We start from the raw sequence: 24089 nt of genomic DNA, 5'->3' as shown, positions 1-24089 counted from the left end.
TTTTAAAGTTTTTTATCTGATTTTTGTAAAACCCCTTTTACATCATAAATAACACATTTGTCTTTTTCTAATAATTCCAGATTTATTACTTCAAATTCCTTGTGAGACACTCCAAGAACAATTACATCAAACAATTTTTCTGGAATTTCATTTAAACTTTCAATCCCATATTCGTGCTTTACCTCAATAGGATTAGCCCAAGGGTCAAAAGTTGTAACTTTAACTCCATAGTCTTCCAAAGCAGTAATAACATCCACGATTTTTGTATTTCTAACATCAGGACAATTCTCTTTAAATGTTACTCCTAACATTAAAGCTTCCGCACCATTAACATTAATTCCTTTTTTTATCATAGTTTTTACTACCTGAGATGCCACATATTCTCCCATAGAATCATTTAAACGACGACCAGCCAGAATAATTTCAGGATGATATCCATGTTCTTGAGCTTTTTGAGCTAAATAATAAGGGTCTACACCTATACAATGACCGCCTACTAATCCCGGTTTGAAGGGTAAGAAATTCCATTTTGTTCCTGCGGCCTCAAGCACTGCATGGGTATCTATTTCAAGAATATTAAAAATTTTAGCCAGTTCATTAACAAAAGCAATGTTAATATCACGTTGTGAATTTTCAATTACTTTAGCTGCCTCAGCAACTTTTATAGCTGGTGCTAAATGAGTACCAGCAGTAATAACTGACTTATATACATCATCAACTTCTTTTCCTATTTCTGGAGTTGAACCTGATGTTACCTTCAAGATTTTCTCAACAGTATGTTGTTTATCTCCTGGATTTATTCTCTCTGGTGAATACCCCGCAAAAAAATCGACATTAAATTTTAAGCCAGACACTCTTTCTAAAACTGGGATACATTCTTCTTCTGTTACTCCAGGGTAGACTGTAGATTCATAGACTACAATATCTCCCTTCTTCAACACCTTACCAACAGTTTCAGAAGCTTTGTATAATGGCGTTAAATCAGGCCTATTGTTCTTGTCCACTGGTGTTGGAACAGTTACTATATAAAAATTTGCATCTTCGATATCTGAAATTTGGTTGGAACAATAAAGACCAATAACTTGATTCTTGAGAGGATTCTCTTTAACTAAAACATTCTGAAGAATTTCATCGTCTACTTCAAGTGTTGAATCTTTTCCTAATTTTAGTTCTTCAATCCTTTTCTGATTGATATCAAATCCTATTACGGGATATTTTGTAGCAAATAATCTCGCTAATGGTAATCCTACATACCCCAAACCTATTATAACTATTTTTTTCATTAATCTTATTTTATAATCCAGTAACGTATTTATCACCTATAAAATTTATTTTAAATTGTTCCAATACCAAATTGTTGCTTCTTTTAATCCATCTTTGATAACATGACTTGGTTCATATCCTAAAAGATGTTTAGCTTTTTCAATAGATGCCAATGAATGAGGAATATCTCCCTGCCTATTAGGACCATGAATCACCTCTACATTCGCTATTTCTGAATCAAATTCAGTTAAAAATTCTTTTAAGTAACCCACTAATTGATTCAAGGTGGTTCGGTCACCTACCGCTGTATTGTAAACTGTATTAACGGCTTCAGGATTATCAGTCAGCATTGCTCTTTCATTCATTTGTATCACATTGTCGATATAGGTAAAATCTCTAGAGTAATCGCCTGTTCCATTAATTACTGGGTTTTCATGATTCATAAATTTCTTAACAAATAATGGGATAACAGCTGCGTAAGAACCATCTGGATCTTGGCGTCTACCAAATACATTAAAATATCGTAATCCAATAGTTTCTATTCCATATGTTTTAGAAAATATTTCAGCATATAATTCATTAACATATTTTGTTATGGCATATGGAGAAAGTGGCTTTCCAATTTTGTCTTCCACTTTAGGAAGTGCCTCCGAATCTCCATATGTTGAAGATGATGCAGCATAAATAAATCTTTTAACTTTTGCATCTCTAGCAGCAACGAGCATATTTAAAAAACCAGAAACATTAACTTCATTTGAGGTTTGGGGATCCTTAATTGATCTAGGTACTGACCCTAACGCAGCTTGATGTAAAACATAATCAACTCCTGTGACTGCTTTTTCACAATCAGCTGTATTACGGATATCACCTTCAATTAATTCAAAATTTGTGTTACCCTCATGTTGAACCAGATTATGTCTATGTCCAGTAGCAAAATTATCCAATACAACAACTTGATGACCTTTTCCTAAAAAATATTCCGTAAGATTCGAACCGATAAAACCAGCTCCGCCAGTAATTAATATTTTACTCATTTATTATGTTGTTAGCTATTTATTATTCTTTTGATTCTCCTTATCCGCCACAATCTTCCTTAACCCGGAACTTGAAAAACGGTGATCTCTACTATTAAAATAAAGTTCAATACCTTTATCTTCACAATATTTTCTACCGGTAAAATCCCTATCTTTGTATTCATCACCAACAATCCTAACATCCAGTTTAAAAGATCTTAAGATATCCTCCAAATCTTGCTCAGTTGAATATGGAACAATCTCATCTACGGAAACACAACCCCTAAGTTGAATGTAACGTTCCACCACTGTTTGTGTTGGTGCATTTTTCTCGGGACGGTCCAAGGTAGGATCCATCTGCAAGCCACAGATTAAATAATCACATTGACGCTTTGCTTCCGCCAACATCATAATATGTCCGGCATGTAATAGGTCAAAAGTTGAAAAAGTGATACCTACACGTGGCCCTGGATTATAATCCTGATGTTTAGCATCTTCTTTAATTTTATCTTTCATATAAGGTTAATCGTTATATTTTATTCACCAATTGCATAATACACAAATCCTAATCCTTCCAACTTTCTCCTATCCAACAACTTCCTTCCGTCAAATACAAAAGCTGGCTTTTTCATGGAATCTTTGATTCTTTTCCAATCCAGATCCTTAAACTCGTCCCATTCAGTAAGAATAGCAAGCCCATGTGCATCTTTTGCAGCTTCATAAGAGTAATTTACGACCTTTAACAAAGATCTATTTTCTTCAGAACTGCGGCTTGCCAGATAATCCAAATCCTTGAAAATTTGATTTTCCTGAACTTTGGGATCATAGACAGCAATATTTGCTTGTTCATCCAATAAATGGTCAGCTACATAAATGGCGGCTGATTCACGGGTGTCATTTGTGTTTTTCTTAAAAGCCCATCCGAGGAAAGCAATTTTCTTGCCATTTACAGTATTATACATCGATCGGATGATCTTTTCCGCAAATCTTGTCTTCTGATGGTCATTGATTAGGATAACCTGCTCCCAATAATTAGCAACCTCAATCAGATTATAAGAACGAGCAATATAGACCAGGTTTAGAAGATCCTTTTGAAAGCAGGAACCACCAAATCCTACAGAGGCCTTTAAAAATTTGGAGCCAATCCTGGTGTCCTGTCCAATCGCATGAGCCACCTCATCTACATTGGCCCCCGTAACCTCACACAATTCCGAAATCGAGTTGATTGAAGATACGCGTTGTGCTAGAAAGGCATTTGCCACCAATTTGGACAATTCTGAAGACCAAAGATTGGTGCTGATAATCCGCTCTGAAGGCACCCAAGCCTCATATATAGATTTCAATGATTGGATTGCCGCCTCATCTTCTCCGCCGATAAGGATACGGTCGGGATTCTGTAAATCAGGAATTGCCGTTCCTTCGGCTAAAAATTCAGGGTTCGACAAAACATGGAATTGAACGCCTTTTCCGGTATGGTCCAATATACTTTTAATTGTTGCAGCAGTACGTACAGGAATGGTTGATTTCTCGACAATAATTTTAGAACTTGTTGCAACATCAGCAATCTGCCTGGCGCAAAGTTCTATAAATTTCAGGTCAGCTGCCTGACCCTTGCCTTTTCCGTATGTTTTTGTGGGAGTGTTGACCGAAATAAAGACCATATCGGCTTCCTCTATGGCTTTCTCTACTTCTGTGGTAAAAAATAAGTTGCGGCCTCTAGCCTCCGCGACAACAGCATCCAAACCAGGTTCATAGACCGGTAATTCCTCTAAATCGGATGAATTCCAAGCCTCAATCCTTGACTCATTTAAATCAACGACCGTCACTTGTATATGCGGGTTTTTCTGGGCAATAACGGACATAGTTGGCCCCCCAACATATCCTGCTCCTATACATGCAATCTTTTTGATTTCCATTTTTGGTCCACCGAGTAAAATTGGCAATCTACCAATTTACAACTTTTTAATTCTCTTTTTGATACAAAATAATCTGTTGATTCACTTCCTCAGGTTTCTCTAGGTAAATCTTAATCTTCTTCCCCAGTAACTTCTCGGTTTTGCCGCTTATCTGCAATAAATATGCCGAATCGAGATCCCGACCGCTAACAAGAATTTCAATTATCCCTGAATCAATCCCATTCGCATAGTCTCCTACCAACGATACTTGCTCTACATCGCCTGTACGTTCGAGCACATGGTCGATTGCCTGGTCGATGCCCAAAAACGTACGGACCAACCCCTGCAAACTCTTAAACAGAGGATGCCTTATATTCGCTCGGTAGTAAATTTTATTGTTTTCTTGAGATTTATTGAGATAACCCGCATCTGAAAGCTGGTTCAGTTCTTTGCGAATCGAATTTGTCGACTCATTGAATTCTTCCGCAATACCACGTAAATATCCTTTATTTGTCGAGTTTACAAAAAACTTGATCAACAGTTTTAATCGGGTCTTGGACGTAATCAATGAATCCAACATACTTTTGAAAGTGAGCAACAAAAGTACTCATTAAAATTTTAACTTCAAAAACTATTAAAACAATACCGTGAATAAATATTAAAACTTAGTCAAACTAATATTGCCTTTTTTGTTTTAAAAAGATAATTCAAGTTACTTTAAAAGAATAGTATTAAGTTTTTTTAATGATATGAGATTTAATAAACAAACACATATTTCAAGTCCGAAAGAGTACCAAAATCCCATAAAGAAAAAAAATACAGACTATTTTCAAGGACAAATTATTGATCGAGGGACTTTTTTATGAAACAAACAAATCTATAATCTTTCTATTCATTTAGTTTGGACTGCAAACTCTGCGAAAAAATCAGCCAAATCAATTTTTTCAAATTCAAGAATCAAATAAATCGTTGATACCGGAATATTATATCCTTCTGAATCATTTATTTTAGAAATGGTGGATGACGATAAATTACATGCTTTAGCATATTTGTTCAAACTTGTTTCTTTTCCATTTATTTTAAAAGGATTAAAGAATTTATTTTTTATAAATAGGCATAGATTTTTATTTAATCTAATTATGGATGTTGATTTTGTCATAATTTAAGGCGACGAATTATTTTTTTTTAAAAAAAAACTGTTCGCTTTAGCGAATAGTTTAATTTTTATTATTATCTTTGTATTAATTAACATACAGCGACAACTAGAATAGAGGAAATCTCTATTAATACGATGTCACTCATATTAGGAAGCCGCTAAATATTTCCCTATGAGTTGTGACCTTGGGTTCGCTTTCTATTGGATTTTTTTATTTTTACAAAAATAAATGTCCAGTAGGGCGATTCCCTTGTCAGTCTTCGGGGAACCATGACTTCAGTCATGGGGGTACTTAGCGGCACCACTATCGAAGCTTTGGGATTCGCCCTATTGGTATTTTAAGTCCAATTAGTTTTCTAAACTTCATTGAGTTCCATCGTTATCATAACCAAAATAAACAGTATGATACGATTTAAAACCACCACGAATTCCCCACGTCAAATGATTCAACATCGTTCGCGTATGTTTTCTCGCAAACAACTGACAAAGAACATTATTCGAAATCCAGAATAATTATCTGTCAACATAGCTGGAGGCAAAAGGGCCCTTAGAATCGCAGTTTCAGGCCAAATCCCTCTAGCTTTCCTGTTCCACCAGCCACCTTCTTAAAACAAATGACAAGGTCCATTTTGCCTATGTTAAGGTTAGCAGAACGGTTTACTTCTCGACAATTTAAATCTAGGCTAATTTTTCCATACTGTCAAGTGTACCGGAGATAGTTTGCAGGTCAATTCGATCTGGGAAGGGGCTGGTATATGTTAATTATTTTCCTAATTAGCTCCAATCAAGCCATTTATAAACCAAATATTCAACAAAGAGCTGTTATGGAAGAAATGTTCACATATGAAGTATGTACATCTTTTTGGATTGTCTAAATCTTCATATAACTATTTAACCAATGCAACAAGTAAATCAAAAAGGCCCTCTGAACCTTTTGATATCTAGGAAATCGTCCGATGTCCGTAGGTGTCTTCAAAAGGATACTATTGTTTTTATACGAATTATCCCAATAATAATCTTTACAATATGTTTCAGTTTGTTTAATAATCAGTTAGTAGCCCAGGAGCCCCTTCATGGGGCAAATGGGAAATTTACTATTACTGGAACAGTTCGGGATTCTCAAACCAATAGGACCTTGATCGGTGCAACACTTAAGCTAGGAGAGTTAACCACTAAAAGCGATAAGGAAGGTAAATTCTCTATTAGTGGACTATTCTCAACGAATAAACTTTCAATATCCCATTTAGGATATAACGATACTATCTTAACTATCACCTCACCTAATAAAATCCTAGAGATTGCTTTGAATCCTAAAGATAATCAAATCGAGGAAGTTGAAGTGGTCAGTACCGGATACCAGAAAATCCCCAAAGAAAGGGCCACAGGGAGCTTTACTTACGTAGATTCCAAAACCCTCCAACGCAATACTGGCATGGCGCTTTTATCAAGATTGAATGGAGTAGCCAATGGACTTCTCATAGACAGAAACACAGGAAATTCGGATGGAATCAGCGTTCGGGGTCGAAGCACGATCTTTTCCAGCACAAGGCCTTTGATCGTGGTCGATAATTTTCCTTACGAGGGAAATCTGGAAAACATCAATCCCAATGACATTGAAAGCGTCACGGTGTTAAAAGATGCAACGGCAGCCTCGATCTGGGGAGTACGCTCAGCAAACGGAGTCATTGTGGTCACCACCAAGAAGGCAAAGGACCATTTTCGGGCCGAGTTTTCCTCTACTTTTTCAACCGCCAGCAAACCCGATCTTTTCTATCAGCCCCAGATGTCATCAGAAGATTTCATCGATGTAGAAAAATACCTGTTCCAACAGGGATATTATGACAAAACAATCAATACACGATATGAAGATATATCTGCTGTGGTGGAGGTACTGGACCAGGTACGTACAGGTAAATTATCGGCTGAACAGGCCGATAGAAAACTCTCGGAATACGGCAAGATCGACAGTAGGGAAGATTACGGGAAATATTTTTTCAGGAACAAGTTGGAAAGCCAGCAATATTTGGGTATTTCCTCCGCCTCATCCCAGTTCAGCAACGTGATCGGTGTCGGATATGACAAATCCCTAGGCGAAAGAGTATCGGTGGATCAGCAAAGATTTAACCTACGCACATCAAGCCAATGGACAGGATTGAACGATCGGGTAAATGTGGACCTAAATATTTGGTATACCGGAAACAGGCACAACAATGGCAACGCAGCCGGGTATACGCCACGCTATCCCTATGGCCGGTTTATAGGCAAGGATGGGCAGCCGGTGGAAGCATCGGGCGCAGGAAGCCTTCGCAGATCGTATACCGATACGGTCGCAAATGGTCTTCTATTGGACTGGAAATACCGCCCCTTGGAAGAATTAAACAATCGGTGGAACGATTTTACCAGCAGCGATCAACAATTGCGGTATGATCTGGGACTTGCCGGCAGGCTGTACCGATCGATTTCCCTGAAGTTGAACTTTCTCTCCTCTAGGAACTGGACGGATAATATCCAGCACTACGATAAGAATTCATTTTTCGTAAGGGATCGCGTGAATCAATTTACCAGTATCGATCCTGCCACCGGAATCCTGAGCAGGCCCCTTCCCTATGGTGATATCCTTGACCGCAATACGACGAAATTGGATTCCAGATACGCAAGGGCTCAGCTCGAGTGGAACGAAACATTCAGTGCAGACCATAGGCTCAGCGGCCTATTGGGGACGGAATGGAGACAGGACCGGTTGCTTTTCGACAGTCCCGGTTACCTATATGGATACAACCCCGATCTGGAAAATTTCCAGGAGGTAGATATCTTCAGTTACTTCCCCATTTATCATAATGCCGACTATAGCAAGATCCAACGGTACGCCTCTAGACGTAGGCAGGTTGACAATAACCGGTCCTGGTTTGGGCTGTTTTCCTATTCCTACAAAGACAACCTTACCCTGACCGGAAGTATCAGGAAGGATGCCTCAAATATCTTTGGGGTCGCTGCAAATCAGAAAGGCGTGCCGCTATGGTCGGTGGGCTCTTCGTATTCCTTCCATCACCTAATACCCTGGGAGCCGATTGACAGGCTGAAGTTAAGGATGACCTACGGTTACAATGGAAATGTCGACAAGAACACCACTGCATACCTGACCTCCAGACTCTATCAGAACATGAACCTTTGGGGGAGCCCTTCAGATGTCATTATCAATCCGCCCAACAGTACCTTGAGATGGGAACGGGTATCCAACACCAACCTGGGGGTGGATTTCGAGATCTTTAAAGGCCTTATGGGAGGTTCTTTTGAATATTTTATCAAAAAAGGGAAAGACCTGATGGGAAATAGCCCCATTGCCCCACAAACAGGAATAAGTGAATTCTATGGTAATGTTGCGAGCACTACCACAAGGGGAATAGATCTGCAGTTATGGATTGAATGGATGCGAAGGAAGGAATTAACCCTCCGGACAGATCTGATCCTAAATATCGTAAAGGACAGAGTTGACGACTACTATAAACTGCCTTCAACCAATACCGATATCGTGACTGCATTTGACATAGTCCCACTGGTGGGGGCTCCGATCAATGCTTTGACCCTATACCGATCTTCTGGGCTTAATTCCCAGGGGGACCCCTTGGGATACCTTCAGGGAAAGCCTTCGAGTGACTACGGTGCTATCTTGAACGGATTCGACAGGGAGAGCATTCAGATCGTGGGGTCCAGGGTGCCCACCCATTTCGGAAGTCTCGGAAATACAATGGCCTATAAAGGATTTGAATTGTCGTTTCAGATCCTGTACAAGTTTGGAAATTTCCTGCGAAAGACCAATTCCCTGAATTCCACGCAATTGATCGCAGGAAATTATCGTTTTGACAACTATCCCGACCGCTGGAAAAAACAGGGTGATGAGCAGTTCACCAATGTCCCTAAATTCATCTATCCACTGGACATAAATAGGGAAGAGTTCTACCAACGTTCCACTACCCTGGCCTACAGTGCGAGCTTGGTTCGACTTCAGGATGTCAGGTTTTCCTACACGATGCAGCCTTTTTCAAGACAAAGGACCTCCAGTCTTCAATTCTTCCTGTTTGCTGATAATCTTGGAATTATCTGGAAAAGCAATGACATGAACCTGGATCCGGAGGTGCTCTCCGGTTATCCAAGCCCTTTGGGGCTATCCCTGGGAATAAAATTTAATTATTAAAATTATGGAAAGATTAACATTATACCTGATTGCCCTACTTTTCCTTGCCTCCTGTTCATCGGAGTTTCTGGAGGAAAGGCCCAACAGCAATATTATCGTTCCAAGCAATGAAGAGGACTTTCAACGCTTGTTGGATAATTTCAATGAAGTGGGACAGGCCTCAGTCCTGCCACATTTGGCTGCCGATGAATATTTTATCCCCACCAGGTCCGATTGGACCTCCTCCAGGACGGCTGTAGAGCGCAGCTCCTACATTTGGGATGCCGATGTCTATGGAGGCGAGGTCAATATTGAGGACTGGAACGGCCCGTACAGGAGTATATTCTATGCCAATAGCATTATCGAGAAAATACAGAAAGCCATCGGTACTCCCGATGGGGGAACCCTGATGGCGGACGCCTATGGGCAGGCCCTTTTTCACCGTGCTAAGGCAAATTTCGACCTGCTGAAGAACTTCTCTGTCCCATACGATGCCACAACCCAAAAAACCGATCTGGGCATTCCCCTAAGGACCGATCCTTCAATCGATTACCTTCAACAAAGAGCTACCGTGGAGGAATGCTACCAAGCCATTTTCCATGACCTGGATGAAGCGCTTCGCTATCTGATTCACCAAGTTCCCGTACCCCAGCGCAACCGGGCGACCAGACTGGCCGTCTATGCGCAATTATCCAGGATCTATCTCTATCGGGGCGACTATGGGAATGCCGAACTGTTTTCGGACAGCGTACTGAACAGGTATGACAGACTTATCGACTATAACACCATCTCCGGGGAATCCAACACGCCTTTCTCACTTGTCAACGAGGAACTGATCATGTACGGCAGTACCAACCGCTATAACAACACGGATCAGCTCAATCAGAATAGTACCGTATTTCTGGACACCAATCTTCTAGCCCTGTATGACAGCAACGATCTGCGGTTACAGGTCTACTTCAAAAAGTACGCTGAAGGCAGGTACATCATGAAAAGGGGCTACAATGGTTCGGGGCTGGCTCCTTTTAATGGACTGGCGGTCGACGAGGTGATGCTGACAAAGATGGAATGCCTGGTACGCAGGGGAGAGCTGGCGGCGGCCTCCGACCTATTCAACAAGCTGCTTGGCAAGCGGTTCCGCACGGGAACCTATGCCCAGGTGACCTTTACCGAGGCGGACCGGGCCCTTGGCGCGGTGCTGACCGAGCGAAGGAAGGAACTGGTATGGAGGGCCCTGAGATGGGACGATATCAAGAGGCTGAATAAACAGGGTGCCGGGATAATACTGACCCGGATGCTCGGGGGTACGGAATATACCCTCGAGCCCAATTCAAAAAGATATGTCTTTAACATCCCCCAGGATGAAATTAACCGTAGCGGAATCACTCAAAACGAACGATAAACACATTGAACCAAAAACAGAAAGTCATGAAAAACTACATCTTTTTTTATCTGGCACTTTTCGTGCTGACAGTTGGCCCAATCCTGCAAACCAGGGCACAGGCCGTCTTTAAGGGTACCGTTGACCCCGCCCTTCAAATAGACTCCATTGAGCTGATGTATGCGACCACCCAGGCACAGATCGGTAAAATATTTACCCTTGGCATACCCAGGACATGCAAGGTAGAGAATGGAAGGTTTCAGATGGATTTCCCTGAGGCCCCAGGGGTTTTCTACCTGCTTATTTCACCCAACCGCTCCAAAGATCCCGATGTGGCGAGAATTTTTTCCCCCATAACCTTACACAACATTCGAATGGGCAATAGCGATACGCTGGACCTCCGTATAGCCCAAAAGGGGATTTCCCCGGGCAGAGGCTCCAGTCGTTCCATAAAGTGCCAGATGGATCTCATTGAACTTAATGAAAAAAATATCCAACAACGCATCGAACTCTATCGTAGCTATCGTCTAGAGGAGGATACGGTTAACCTAAGTGAAAGGGCGTTGAAATTTTTCAGCGACCATCGGAAGTTCTATGACCGCTGGGAGAATCAGATCCGCAAAATAGTAAAAGAAGACTATAGCGACCTCCCCAAGGAAACTGCAGATGCTATCATGTACAATAAGATCGGCAAGGCACGGGCCATGGAAATCGCGAATTTTGGATTAAAGGTGGAGAGAGGAAGCGGTGGACTTCGGCTGATGGCCCGTAAATATTATCTGGAACATTACCTGGGCCAGAAAAGGGACACTTCGCTTTTGGCATACCCGGGCGGCGCTCCGGACTATACATCCTTCCTGTACATGAAAGTGGTATACGATTTACTGGTAGCTCAGGATCTGGTGGAAAGGAATATGGCTATTCAGCTGCCCCCGGTCCTTGCCGTCATTGAAAAAAGGTTTAAGGGACAGCTATACGATGAGGTTGCCTTTGCCGCATTCCTGGACCGTGCCAGCAGGAAGTACGTTGACCAGAAGACTTATTCCATCCTGACCTCACAGATCCAGACCCCGGAATTCCGGGACTATATTGTTCAACAGCGGGATCGCAGCACCGAGGGCAGCAAGTTCTTTCAATATGAGCTCCCGAACGAATATGGAAGGACCGTCAGCAACAGGGATCTGCTGGGCAAGGTGGTCATCTATGACTTCTGGTTTACCGGCTGTCATGGATGTGCCGACTTGAGCAAAAGTATGGAACCGATAAAAGCTCATTTTAAGGACAACCCAAATGTCGTATTTGTAAGCATCAGCATAGACAATGAGGAAGATGTCTGGAAAAGGTCCCTGAAAAGTGGAAATTATTCCCACCAGGGGGATACCAATCTATGGCTTGGAAAACTAAGCGATTCCCATCCTATGATACTGCACTATTCGATCAATTCATACCCCACCCAGATCATCGTGGACGCAGACAATCGGATAGTGGCGATGAATCCGCCCGATGTTCGCAAATCGGGGGAAGAAAAGGCATTTGTGGGGATGGTCCAACAGGCCCTGGACAAGTATAAATAGCTGAAAATATTCAGGGGACAAAAGAAACAGCTTCATTTAGGATAAGATAAAAATGGGTGTTCCAAGGACAAGGAACACCCACTTTTAGGATTACGGAATATAGACACCTTTTTTGGAATCCATCTCCTCGATCAGTCCCTGACTCTTGAGGTTATCGGCCTCTGTGGCTGAAAACTGGTTGGGTACGGTCCCCGGCTTGTCGGTCCTTTTCCATGCGCAGGTATTCGGACTGGAATTCAGACAGTTGTTACTGTCATAAGGACTTGTTAGGAGATTATACTCACCCGCTGACGAGTTGTAGTAAACTTCCCCGGCAAATTTACTCCGTTCTTTCTCAGAGTCTGTAAAAGCACTGGTAGACAGTGCAAGTCCGATCACGGTCAGTCCCAATAGGAACGAACCGGATAATCTTTTAATAAAGTTCATGATGTTTATTTTTATGTTTATAAATCAGTTCTTCTTTCGGGCAGCCCGCAGACCCAGTCCTAAAATGATAAAATTTAGGACCAGATGCTGCGTCCATCCCAATGATCCGATCGCACCACCGCAATGACATAACTTATCTTTGACCAGCGAGACCATCAATAACAGGTAGATCGTAAAAACAGCCATAAGTACAACAGAGATTCTCAAGGACCACTTTTGGACTTTTACAAAGGGCAGGATCATACCCATCGCTAGCATAAGCTCCATAATTGGTATTCCCCACCCGATAAGCTCGGCTTGGTCTCCAAAAAATGGAACTTTCCGGATTCCTTTTGCGAAGGATCCTATATCCTGAAGTTTACTGAAACCCGTGTAGGTAAACAAAAAGACGTAGAGAAACCGGATTGCGGCCGGAATCCAGGAAAAATTCCATAAACGGTCTTTATCGGTAGCCGGTTCAGGAACCATACTCTGTGGGCCCGTTCTATGATGATCATGTTGATTCATTGGATAATTGATGATGTTAAAAAGTATGATGTATCGAATATTTCCCTAAAGGCTCGAAGATATATTCCTTAAGCCTAAAATTTTACCGTTCCTTACCCCAGCCTTGGGGGAAGACGGCAAATTTTCTGGTATGTGGCTTTATTTCATTCATGACTGAACTATTTTAATGATTGAAAGAGAGAAATTCGGGAATACCTATCTTGAAGGGGTAAGAACTTCTTTATCTCAGGGAATCCTATGGAATCGGGTTATCTCTTTTGACCTTTTGACAGGTGTGGTATCGGCTAAAATCCTAAGTCCCAAAATGGGAATATGAAGCAGGAATTCATCAGGTCGGGTATCCTGATTCCTTCGGCATATCTTTTCGAATTGGTCACCGTAAAGTTCAGTAATTAAAGCTTTGGGGCAAAATCGAAAATCAACAGGTAAGCTGTTTAACGACATAGACTTACAATGTTATCATACCAAGTGCCATAATAAAGTGTCCAAATCACTTTTCGGTTATTTGGCTTCCTTATAAAAAATTTAAATGTTAAAAAGTGGTTTACGGCCCTTTAAACAAACGCTTGCTAATTACTGAATTTCAACACTTTACCGCGACAAAACAGGTTCGAAACATTATATTTAACGTTCGAAGTCGCTTTTTTAACGGAAAATCTAGCTTATTTTCATTTAGTTAAAAAGCACGCCCTTTTCGAACCTTCTCATTTTGTTTTATCATTGGCTTTCCTTCATTTTGGGGATGATATATCGAAAGACTTCATGGCCTGAAGCCGCTATTCCGATGCGAAATCGGAGCATGTTATTAATTTAAAAGGAACCACAACATGGAATGGATTCAACAGTTAGACCGCTATGGCCTCCTGTCAGATGACCCCGTAAGCCCTCGGGAGATGATGGAGTTGACAAAAGACGAACCTGACGACCCGAAATGCAACATCGTATTTCCCCGTTAGGGCACCCAAATGCGTACAGCCCACTTAGCTGTGCGCTTTTTTGGCATTCTGTCGTCCCTCATTGCAATATGGCGTTACTATATCTTCCCTGTTAGGTGCCTTTCTAGAAATCATCGATGCTCATGAAGACCGAAACTATCGAAAAAATCTATAAACAGCTTACTCCCGAATCATCAAGGGAATTCGCCTACTTTTCAGCGAACCTGCAGCATATCTGCGGGCTGCCCTTGGGAGCAGCCCACCTCCATCATTATCACCGGCTCAAGCAGTACTTCACCGAACAGGCCGCCTTAGACCTGCGAAGTGGCCTGAGCGCCGGCACAACCAATCAGCCATTGAAACACGCTATAGATCAGGGCCCCTCCCTATTTGTCTCCTTTCATTATGGTTCCTACCGAACCCTTCCTTTAAAGATCTTAGCCCAGGGAAGGTCCATCTGCGTACTGTTGTCGCAGGATGTATATGATGTATATGCTGATTACTACCGCAAGCTCCTGGATATCCCGCGTGTTCACGGAGAATCCCGAGCATGTCTTTATTTGCTTAAAGCAGAGGACCCTACTCTCTACTTTAAACTGCGTGAGATGGTTGCAAACGACATCTCCATATTCGTGTATGCCGATGGAGCGAAAGGAACTCTGTCATTGCCCTCAGAGCGGGGCTTGCAAAAGGTTAGGCTTTTAAATGCCACAATTCCCGTTCGGACAGGTTACCTAAATTTTTCCTACCTATTGGGAATTGCCTCGTATGTCGTTATAGATCTGGCCTCGGATCCCGCCAAAGCAAAAGAGGGCGAATCTGCAGTTTTTTGTTACAAAATCCCCGCAAGGGAAAACCGCAAAGAATTTGTTGCAGATTCCTCGGTGGAAATTTATAGGTCTTTCGGCAAAATATTGGACGGACGCCCTTTCCTCTGGGAGGCCCTATTGTACCTGCATCGCAGTTCCGTACCCGTTTCAGAATCTTTCGGCCAACAAGCAGATGATCGTATCATCCCATTCCTCTGGCAGCAGGAGCGCTATATATTAGACCGTTACACGTATCAATCCTTTAGGGTTGACACCGGAAATCCGCTGTAAGTTTCAGGTTTTTTTTCAATGTGCGTTTTTTCTATTTAATTTTAATCTCCTAATTGGGGCCCAACCCCCGTAAAAACTAACCACATGAACCAAAATCACAAGACCATATTGCGGCACTTGATTTTATGGACACTCTATGCGGCCTATTTCTTCGGTATTAATCGATTGGGGAATGAGAACATCTCGATTATAACGGTTCTATATTCCTTGCCGGTTTTTATACTGATCTATTATGGGATATCCTATAGTTTGAATGTCCATCTGTACCGTAAGCATTACCTACGTGCCATTGGAATGGCCCTCCTGATTTATGGAGTGACCTTCATAGCGGTCTACAACCTCACCAACGGCAGGACTAACCTGAGCAGATTATTTACCGACTATATGACCTCTGAACCGGATTTCAAGCTAAATAAATTCATGCAGACCTATCTGCAGCTCATCGGGAGCTTTTCGATCTGGGCATTGCTGGGGTACCTTAATCGATTGAAGGTATTATCGATGCAAAAGGAACGGCAAGAGTTTGAATCGCGCAGACGTTACGAATACACCACCCTGGCCCAACAGGTATCACCCCATCTGCTGGCGAACATTTTCCAATTTCTGGAATATCAGCTAAAGGATTTGCGGCCTGAACTGCGCAATCAGTTGCTGGAGCTCTATTCCTTAATGCGCTATTTTATGGATTCCAGCAGGCCAGATGGCCCGACCTCTGTAATTTTGGAAGATGAAATCCTAATAACCAAACAGTACATATCCATCAACGACACCATAGCCTCCAAGAAATCCAACTTCATCTGGGATATAACGGGGAATACCTACGGGTCAATCGTTCCTTCAACATGTCTCCTCACCTTGGTCAACAACGTATACAAGCACGGTGACCCTTACAGTATAATGCACCCTATAAAAATCAGTGTAAATATCCAGCAAGAAGGCTTTAAGATTACAATGACAAATAAGGTCCGTTCTTCGAATTGTGGTTTAGATAGCCATAGAATGGGATTGGAAAACTTAAAAGGTCGGCTTAAATATGTTTACGATCAGAATTTCAAAATGTTCTATTCGATGGAAGATGAAATTTTTACGGTACGCCTACTCGTTGATTTTTAAAAGAATTACTATGAGAAACTTCAATGCAGTCATCGTCGATGACCACCAATCGAGCATCGACCACCTACTGGACTATTTCCAAACAGTTAAGCATGTCCAGGTCATTGGCACCTTTACGGACCCCCTCCGTGCATTGACCTTCGTGAGGGTCAATCCCGTGGACCTGGTCATTCTGGACGTGGATCTGGGCCAACAGATTAACGGCTTGGAATGGATATCTACCGTTACCCGATTTAATCTCAAGATCATCCTCTATACCGGCTTTAGACAGTTTGAGGACGATGGCTACGCCAGAGATGTGATCGACGTATTGCTAAAGCCCGTTACTTATATCCGGTTTATGACGGCTATTCACCGTTTAGATATGGACTACCGCCTAAATAATCCTCCGAGCACACAGTCCGATTCACTTGGGGATTCCTATAACTACTTCATGGTCAAGGTCGACAATGTATACGGCCGGGTGAAGATTCTCTTCAAGAACATCATTTACATAGAGGCTAAAAGCAGATATGTCGCTATTCATGTGACAACAGAATCAAAATTGTATACGAGTATCTCAACCTTTCGGGACCTCTGTGACCTATTGCCGCAGGAGTGGTTTAAGCAATGTTCCAGATCGATCGCCTTTAACATTAACTTCTTCCAATCGTATAACAAAAAAAAGATCCGCCTAAATCATGTTAAACATGACATTGCTGCCGGGAATCTAAAAATATACGAGCAGTTCCGTAAGTTCCTGGACCACAACCATATTTAGTGGTTTAGCACCATTAGACCTACCTGAGCTATCCATTCCATGTTGGGTTCAGACCAGTAAGCAAAGTCTATTATGGAAACGTTAAATAAAGAAGGGTTGTTCTTTTTTGAAGAGCTCCTAAACCTGAAAGGATTAAATCAAGGAATTAAAAACGACAATGAAATCGACCTGGAAAGGGTGAGACAAAAAATGAAATCGGAAAGTATTAGGCTTCTTGAGAGAATCAGAAGCCTTGAGATGGATCTGGCAGGAAATAAAAGCTTTTCTATCTGTATAAGTACCTATTACAAGGAAGCTGGCCGCCTGCTCGAATTAGCTGAGAAATTATTGAAATCTTCCGGTGATCGAAGCGCACTGATTCAATCGGCAAAGGACTATATGGTGAATTTCTGCAAGATTTTGGAAAAAGATTACGGAAAGGTTATATGCGGTGAGGTGATCGTACCTGTGCCATTGAAAATGGCCGTGCTCAATCATATCGCCAGACAATTCGAACTCATGCGTACAAATTTGCCACAGGACCACATAGGCGGTCTTGTGATCGAAAAAATAGTAAATTTCGTCGAAGAAAAAGGCCTCAACTTTGAGATCACAAGACGTTCTTTACATTATAAGCTGGAGTTCACGCGCCGACTCGCGGATTGGGATTGGTCAAAACAGGAGATTCACTACGCCGCAGGTGAACGGTTTCTAATCTATATCAACTTCAATAGTAAGGAATTTATGGACATGCTTATAGGTCGTATAGGCGAACAGATAACCATGCAGAAAGACCCTAATAAAAAACTGTTAATGTTAATGGATTACCATAGGGCATTCAACCAATTGCATCGAAAACCCGGACTTGTTCTAAACCCCGGTTATCATTCGCTCGATTGGTTTATCAACAACTGGTTCGAAAATGAAATTGACTATGTTCAACATTGTGCAGCATTGAACAGTACCGACGCAAAAGGCTCCGGTTCTCCCGCTCCGGGGGTTGGGATGGAAAAACTTCAATGCAATATGTCCGCCGATCAGCTCGCAATCTACCTGAGGCTGATAGATGAAGAGCACCTGGTCGCCGCCAGGTCCCTGAACCAGGTGTACCAGACCATTGTACCCTTTCTGTCCACCAAGCACCGCACCGACCTTTCTCCTTCATCGGTCAGGGTAAAGTCATACCATCCCGAAGACCCTGATAAACAAAAGGTAATCAACGCCCTGGAGCGCATGGCGGAAAGGGTAAGGGAATATTAACCCCTTTTATCCAGGCTTCACTACCAGCAGTCCCAAAGGCCGGTATGCCATTCTCCGTCCATGGACGTCCATACGGGAACATTGTTTTTTTGGGGGGCAATAAATACGGTTCCGCCTGGAATTCAGGTACATGGATGTACCTATTCAAAAAATACCGGGAAGTCAGGTCCTACTGCTTTTTCTTCAGCCTCTGCTTGGCCTTCTTGACCCCTTCTAGGGTAATTCCCAGAAGGGAGGCCATGCTCCTGTTGTTTAGCCCGAGCTTTATCAGGGCTAATAGCCTGAGCTCCTTCTGTGATAGCGGCTGAAAGCTCTGCTTCTGGAGGTCAAGGTATCCGGGATATACCCTTTCAAAGATATCTTGGAACTTGGTCCATCTCTCCTCGTTCATGAACTCTCCCCCCATGATCTCCTCGATGTTCTCGGAAAGGGTTTCCTGCTTCTCGGGAAAGTTGTCCAGGTTGCGGATTACCTCGTTCCTTAATCGCTGAATGGTCTGGTCGTTCTGCTGGATGGTACGGGTAAATTCCTGAAGGGAATTCTGCAGCTCACCGAGTTCCCTGTCGACCAGCTCCTTCTGAAAGGCCATCCTGATCTGTTCACCCTCCAGCTCAGCATTCTTAAGCCGGATCTTATTCTTGGATCCGTTTACCGAAAGGATAATGATCAAAAGGAAAAGTACGACGAACCCCACGACAAACAAAAACGTAAGGTTGACCTGCTTTCTCTTCAGGTCCGCATCTTTAATCGACCTCCGATACTTTTCCGCCTCCCATTGCCAGGACACCCTAAGGACCCTTTGCCGATCCTGCAGCCTCTCCAGGCTGTCGTTAAGGACCATATAGCTGCTCAGATAGCCAAGTTCAGAGAGACTGTTGCCGGTTCCATGGGCAATATCCGCCTGTACCTTCTTGGCCTTTGTCATATAGGGCAGGAAATAGGGCTTATTTTCCATTAAGGGCAAAGCCTGATCAACGTGGGCTCTTGCAGAATCCCACCTTCCCAACTTGACGTACATTCCGGCCAGTGCAAGGTTTGCCCTCATCGCATCGATCGGTTCGTTGAATTTAGTTGAGTAGTTAATATTTCTCTTTACCAAACTGACCGCTTTGCTATAGTGGCCCGATTCCCATTCCGCAGAAGAAAGGTTGCCCGAGAGAATACCGATCCAGACGGAATCCCGGACAAGTTCGGCCATACCGAGCGCACGCCTATAGAACTTTATGGATTCACCCTTCAGCGAATCCCTTTCATGAAAGACCCCGATTGAGTTCAGCATGTCTATCCCCTTGCGGCTCCGCTCCTCCGTATACGGCAGGGCCTCCATAAGGTACCTTGCAGCCTTCCTGTGATTTCCTATGAAGCTAAAGAAACCGGAAATGAAACCATAATGCTCGGCTAGGAACGGAACCCGGGAAGGCCGGACCTTTCCCATCATGTCATCGGCGCGAAGGAACCAAGGGAATGCTTTTGGAATGTCACGGTATACGAAGAAATAGTATCCCTCCCGGATCATACCCACCTGCTGCAACTCCATGTTATCGGTCTGCTCAATCAGCTGCTCGGCGAGTCTATAGTAATGGTCGGACCGGGGGTTGACCCCGTCGTGGGCAATCGAGAAGCCGTCGGCCATAAGCTGGTAGTAGGCCCATTTTAACGGAATGCTCCTACGTTCTTCGGCTTCCATCAGGATGGAATCGAGATATACTTTCATCGAGGAGGTATCTTGCCCAAAATTGATCCTCTTTTCGAACAGGCCCTCGATCTCCACCTTGAGCTCCTTACTATCGCTAGGTTCCCGATCTGATAAAACGATGGTCAGTAAAAGCAGCATGAGGCCAGCGGCGATGCAGGCCCCAAGGTTTTTTTTGTAAAATCTCACTTGGTGGTTTGGCTAATTAGTTACAGAACAGCTGTTCCTCAAGAGTCTACAACCCAGATTGGCATATTTTTTTCAGGTAGTCATAATAAACCCCCTTTAGGTCCTTGATTTGGCCGTACAACGCTTCACTCTGTATATATCCCCTGGAAAGGGCTATCTCCTCAAGGCAGGCCACCTTAAGAGACGTTCTCTTTTCAATGGTCTTGATGAATTCGGTTGCCTCCGACAGGGATTCGTGCGTGCCCGTATCAAGCCATGCAAAACCACGTCCCATTAGTTGCAACTGTAGGGTACCCTGGTTCAGGAACTCTTGGTTGACGGAGGTGATTTCCAATTCGCCGCGATGCGAAGGCTTAACATGCTTGGCAATTTCAATCACCGAATTGGGATAGAAATATAGCCCGACTATAGCATAATTGGATTTCGGGTCCTTGGGCTTCTCCTCAATATCGTACACTTTGCCAGTTTCGTCGAATGCCGCAACACCATAGCGCTCCGGATCATCGACATAGTAGCCGAAAACAACGGCCTGGTTCTGCTCCTCAACTTTTGCCCTTGCCTCCAACAGTTGCTGTTGCAAACCCGCACCATAGAAGATATTGTCCCCCAGGATAAGGCAGACATCGTCATGGCCAATAAAATCCTCGCCAATAATAAAAGCTTGGGCTAGCCCATCTGGCGATGGCTGCTCGGCATAGCTTATCGAAATCCCCAGCTGACCCCCATCCCCGAACAACCTTTGGAAATTTGGCAGGTCTTGGGGAGTGGAAATAATTAATACATCCTTAATCCCCGACAGCATCAAAACCGATAGTGGATAATAGATCATCGGTTTGTCGTAGACGGGCAGCAGCTGCTTGGATACAACCTGCGTTAGCGGATGAAGCCTTGTGCCGGAACCTCCAGCTAAAATTATTCCTTTCATAATATTTTCTAGGTTAATTGATCTTGATCTATTTTACTTACCATCTGAATTAAACTATCTTTCCAAAACGGCACCTCAACCCCAAAAATCGACTTCACCTTACCCTTGTCAAGTAGTGAAAAGCCAGGACGTTTCGCCGCTGTAGGAAATCCTGAACTATCGATCGGATTTACCCGGCAGTCCAGGCCCGACAGATCCCTAATGGCTATGGCGAAATCATACCAGCTGATCCGACCTTCATTGGAATAGTGGTAAACACCGCCCACCCATATACCCCGGTCGACAATATGCTTGATCAGAACTGCTAAGTCATATGCATAGGTCGGAGAACCAATTTGATCGGCGACCACATTGATTTCCGGACGGCTTCGCATAAGGTTCAGCATGGTCTTAACGAAATTCCTACCGTATATGGAATAGACCCAGGAGGTTCGGATAATGATAGCATCTTTTACCTGTGCCAATACGGCCAGTTCCCCCCTACGCTTGGTTTCTCCATATACATTAATGGGATTTGTTGGATGATCTTCCTTTAAGGCCGCATCGACAGTCCCTTGAAAGACATAGTCGGTCGAAATATAGATTAATTTAGCAGACCCTTTTTTTGCAAATTCAGCAATCTCCCGCGTGGCCAAATGGTTGATCCGGTCGGCCAGTTCCCTTTCTCCCTCCGCTAGGTCAACAGCCGTATAGGCTCCTGCATGTACAATAGCATCTGGATTTAAGGCCTCGAGCTTTCCCGAGATCTCCTCCGGCTTGGAAAGGTCCAAGTCCGAACGATCTAAAAAAGTAACTTGATGCCCACTTTGATCGCCAAATACGTCCTTCAATTCCGAACCTAGCTGTCCCGTCCCTCCCGTTATTACGATTTTCATCCTATCGCTTATTTATTTTTAAAAGACAAACTTTCCACAGCGGACTTAAATCCCGGTAGGATTTGGTCCTTCTCCGAAATAAGGAACTCACTTTCCGGCATTCCCCAATCGATCCCTAGATTCTTATCGCTGAAGATCACGCCCCATTCGGCTTCCTTTTTATATAGATTGTCACATTTATAGAAAAACTCTGCGGTATCCGACAGAACGACAAAGCCATGCAGGAATCCTCTCGGAACGAACAGCTGTCTCTTATTTTCAGCAGATAGCAGTACGGCCACATGCCTGCCAAAAGTTTCCGAATCCGGCCTGGCATCAACTGCAACATCCAGGACTTCACCCTGCAGGACACGTACTAATTTCGCCTGTGCGAACTCCCCAGATTGGGCATGCAGGCCCCGCAAGACACCACGCGAGGAAAACGACTGGTTATCCTGTACAAAATCTACATCCAGACCGGTGGCCGCATCAAATGCAGATTTATTGTAGCTCTCGAAAAAATACCCCCGATTATCCCCAAAAACCCTCGGCTCTAAAATATAACAGTCCTTAAGACCCGTATCTATCGCATTCATATAAATTATCTAAATTCTTCACCATAACATAAACAAATTTCACCATTTCCCTTGACAAACCCAGCCTCCAGATCTACCTATAACAGCATATCTCCAACTCGCCCCTGTCAATACCCTCGATCCTGAAATTTATAATCCTGTCACGTAGCGTTCCTGGTAATACCGCTGGTAATCCCCCGAGGCAACCTTCGCCAACCATTCCTGATTGGCCAAGAACCATTCAATAGTCTTTTCCAGCCCCTGTTCAAAAGTTACGCTAGGCTCCCAGCCCAATTCTTCCTTGATTTTTGTAGCATCGATCGCATAACGCAGGTCATGTCCGGGCCTATCTTTCACAAACTGGATCAGTTTAGCTGAAGTTCCTGGATCCCGGCCCAATTTATCATCCATCTGTCTGCACAGCTCCCTTACCAGGTCGATATTCTTCCACTCGTTAAAACCGCCTACATTATAGGACTGTCCGTTTAGACCTTCATGGTAAACCGTATCGATTGCCCTTGCATGGTCGATTACAAATAACCAGTCGCGTGTATATTTTCCGTCACCATAAATTGGTAGGGGACGGTTATTGATGATATTTAAGATACACAGGGGAATCAGTTTTTCGGGAAAATGGTTAGGTCCATAGTTATTGGAGCAGTTTGTTATGACGACCGGCAGGCCATATGTATCGTGGTAGGCACGAACAAAGTGATCCGAAGCGGCTTTGGAAGCTGAATATGGAGAATGCGGGTCATAGCTCGTTTCCTCAGTAAAGAAACCGGTATCGCCCAGAGCACCGAAAACCTCATCGGTTGAGATGTGGTGAAACCTCTTTCCCTCATGATTATCCTTCCAAAGTTCTTTGGAGGCATTCAGCAAGTTTACCGTACCGATCACATTCGTATTGACGAATGCATTTGGATCGGTAATGGAACGGTCGACATGCGATTCGGCAGCTAAATGAATAACCCCATCCGGCCTATATGTCGCAAAGACCTCCCTAATAGCAGCCTCATCACAGATATCGGCCTTTACAAAAGTGTAATTGGAGCTATTATCGATATCGACGAGATTCTCCAAATTACCTGCGTACGTCAGCGCATCCAGGTTGACGATCTTGTATTGCGGATATTTGAGGACAAAGTGCCTGACAACGTGCGAACCGATAAACCCAGCACCGCCAGTAATTAGAATCGTTTTATTCATATCACAAAATAAACAAATAAATGCACTTACATATATCAACAGCTTTCTGTTTACTTAAAATTGTAGTTGAAAGTCTAATTTATAGTGCCCTGAACAGTCTAATGTGCTTAA

21 protein-coding genes are annotated in these 24089 nt (G+C 43.2%); 8 read left to right on the top strand and 13 right to left on the bottom strand.

Annotated elements, in window-relative coordinates; genetic code table 11:
- Positions 1–2 precede the first annotated feature (2 nt).
- The 6 genes from E0Y80_RS00510 to E0Y80_RS00485 form a co-directional block, all read right to left on the bottom strand.
- Entirely contained in the window at positions 3–1283 is a 1281-nt protein-coding gene (locus E0Y80_RS00510; RefSeq protein WP_156305374.1) for a nucleotide sugar dehydrogenase, read from the bottom strand.
- A gap of 45 nt (positions 1284–1328) precedes the next feature.
- Complete coding sequence (locus tag E0Y80_RS00505; RefSeq protein WP_156305373.1) at positions 1329–2297, bottom strand: SDR family oxidoreductase; 969 nt, start codon at positions 2295–2297, stop codon at positions 1329–1331.
- Positions 2298–2312: 15 nt separating this feature from the next.
- A complete protein-coding gene (locus tag E0Y80_RS00500; protein WP_156305372.1) occupies positions 2313–2792 on the bottom strand; it encodes an adenylyltransferase/cytidyltransferase family protein in 480 nt (159 codons plus the stop codon).
- Positions 2793–2812: 20 nt separating this feature from the next.
- A complete protein-coding gene (locus E0Y80_RS00495) occupies positions 2813–4192 on the bottom strand; it encodes a nucleotide sugar dehydrogenase (protein WP_156305371.1) in 1380 nt (459 codons plus the stop codon).
- A 46-nt stretch (positions 4193–4238) separates the two neighbouring features.
- Positions 4239–4751 carry a helix-turn-helix domain-containing protein gene (locus E0Y80_RS00490; RefSeq protein WP_156305370.1) on the bottom strand — a complete coding sequence of 171 codons (513 nt, stop codon included), beginning with the start codon at positions 4749–4751 and terminating at the stop codon, positions 4239–4241.
- Between the two features lie 312 nt (positions 4752–5063).
- On the bottom strand, positions 5064–5330 hold the full coding sequence (locus E0Y80_RS00485) for a transcriptional regulator (RefSeq protein WP_156305369.1): 267 nt from the start codon (positions 5328–5330) through the stop codon (positions 5064–5066).
- A gap of 1033 nt (positions 5331–6363) precedes the next feature.
- Between E0Y80_RS00485 and E0Y80_RS00480 the strand changes: the two genes are divergently transcribed.
- The 3 genes from E0Y80_RS00480 to E0Y80_RS00470 are packed head-to-tail and all read left to right on the top strand — an operon-like array spanning position 6364 to position 12453.
- Entirely contained in the window at positions 6364–9519 is a 3156-nt protein-coding gene (locus E0Y80_RS00480) for a SusC/RagA family TonB-linked outer membrane protein (RefSeq protein ID WP_197091426.1), read from the top strand.
- A 4-nt stretch (positions 9520–9523) separates the two neighbouring features.
- Complete coding sequence (locus E0Y80_RS00475) at positions 9524–10900, top strand: RagB/SusD family nutrient uptake outer membrane protein (RefSeq protein ID WP_156305367.1); 1377 nt, start codon at positions 9524–9526, stop codon at positions 10898–10900.
- Positions 10901–10926: 26 nt separating this feature from the next.
- The gene (locus E0Y80_RS00470) at positions 10927–12453 is read left to right on the top strand and encodes a TlpA family protein disulfide reductase (RefSeq protein ID WP_156305366.1); all 1527 of its coding nucleotides are present in this window, start codon (positions 10927–10929) and stop codon (positions 12451–12453) included.
- 90 nt (positions 12454–12543) lie between these two features.
- On the opposite strand, the gene E0Y80_RS00465 is transcribed toward E0Y80_RS00470, so the two are convergent.
- Complete coding sequence (locus E0Y80_RS00465) at positions 12544–12879, bottom strand: hypothetical protein (protein WP_156305365.1); 336 nt, start codon at positions 12877–12879, stop codon at positions 12544–12546.
- 24 nt (positions 12880–12903) lie between these two features.
- A complete protein-coding gene (locus E0Y80_RS00460; RefSeq protein WP_394350212.1) occupies positions 12904–13347 on the bottom strand; it encodes a MauE/DoxX family redox-associated membrane protein in 444 nt (147 codons plus the stop codon).
- A 205-nt stretch (positions 13348–13552) separates the two neighbouring features.
- Between E0Y80_RS00460 and E0Y80_RS00455 the strand changes: the two genes are divergently transcribed.
- The 5 genes from E0Y80_RS00455 to E0Y80_RS00435 all read left to right on the top strand — a co-directional run bounded on the left by E0Y80_RS00455 (position 13553) and on the right by E0Y80_RS00435 (position 18533).
- Complete coding sequence (locus E0Y80_RS00455; protein WP_156305363.1) at positions 13553–13702, top strand: hypothetical protein; 150 nt, start codon at positions 13553–13555, stop codon at positions 13700–13702.
- Positions 13703–14464: 762 nt separating this feature from the next.
- Positions 14465–15421 (top strand): hypothetical protein, encoded by a 957-nt coding sequence (locus E0Y80_RS00450; protein WP_156305362.1) that lies wholly within the window; start codon positions 14465–14467, stop codon positions 15419–15421.
- 117 nt (positions 15422–15538) lie between these two features.
- The gene (locus tag E0Y80_RS00445) at positions 15539–16534 is read left to right on the top strand and encodes a histidine kinase (protein WP_197091425.1); all 996 of its coding nucleotides are present in this window, start codon (positions 15539–15541) and stop codon (positions 16532–16534) included.
- A gap of 10 nt (positions 16535–16544) precedes the next feature.
- Positions 16545–17294: a LytR/AlgR family response regulator transcription factor gene (locus tag E0Y80_RS00440; RefSeq protein ID WP_197091424.1), complete on the top strand. Its 750-nt coding sequence runs from the start codon at positions 16545–16547 to the stop codon at positions 17292–17294.
- Between the two features lie 72 nt (positions 17295–17366).
- Positions 17367–18533, top strand: a complete 1167-nt coding sequence (locus E0Y80_RS00435) for a hypothetical protein (RefSeq protein WP_156305359.1) — start codon at positions 17367–17369, stop codon at positions 18531–18533.
- A gap of 169 nt (positions 18534–18702) precedes the next feature.
- Here E0Y80_RS00435 and E0Y80_RS00430 read toward each other — a convergent pair whose 3' ends face one another.
- The 5 genes from E0Y80_RS00430 to rfbB form a co-directional block, all read right to left on the bottom strand.
- Positions 18703–20415 (bottom strand): hypothetical protein, encoded by a 1713-nt coding sequence (locus tag E0Y80_RS00430; protein ID WP_156305358.1) that lies wholly within the window; start codon positions 20413–20415, stop codon positions 18703–18705.
- Between the two features lie 46 nt (positions 20416–20461).
- Complete coding sequence (rfbA, locus tag E0Y80_RS00425) at positions 20462–21340, bottom strand: glucose-1-phosphate thymidylyltransferase RfbA (RefSeq protein ID WP_156305357.1); 879 nt, start codon at positions 21338–21340, stop codon at positions 20462–20464.
- Positions 21341–21348: 8 nt separating this feature from the next.
- Positions 21349–22215, bottom strand: coding sequence for a dTDP-4-dehydrorhamnose reductase (rfbD, locus tag E0Y80_RS00420; RefSeq protein WP_156305356.1), 867 nt, complete (start codon positions 22213–22215; stop codon positions 21349–21351).
- 8 nt (positions 22216–22223) lie between these two features.
- Positions 22224–22790 (bottom strand): dTDP-4-dehydrorhamnose 3,5-epimerase, encoded by a 567-nt coding sequence (gene rfbC, locus E0Y80_RS00415; protein ID WP_156305355.1) that lies wholly within the window; start codon positions 22788–22790, stop codon positions 22224–22226.
- 129 nt (positions 22791–22919) lie between these two features.
- Positions 22920–23978, bottom strand: a complete 1059-nt coding sequence (gene rfbB / locus E0Y80_RS00410; protein WP_156305354.1) for a dTDP-glucose 4,6-dehydratase — start codon at positions 23976–23978, stop codon at positions 22920–22922.
- Positions 23979–24089 lie beyond the last annotated feature (111 nt).

The sequence above is a fragment of the Sphingobacterium endophyticum genome (assembly GCF_009733535.1).
GTDB classification, from domain to species: Bacteria; Bacteroidota; Bacteroidia; order Sphingobacteriales; family Sphingobacteriaceae; genus Sphingobacterium; species Sphingobacterium endophyticum.
Note: the sequence above shows the minus strand (reverse complement) of the source record. Positions and strands in the feature narration are given on the sequence as shown.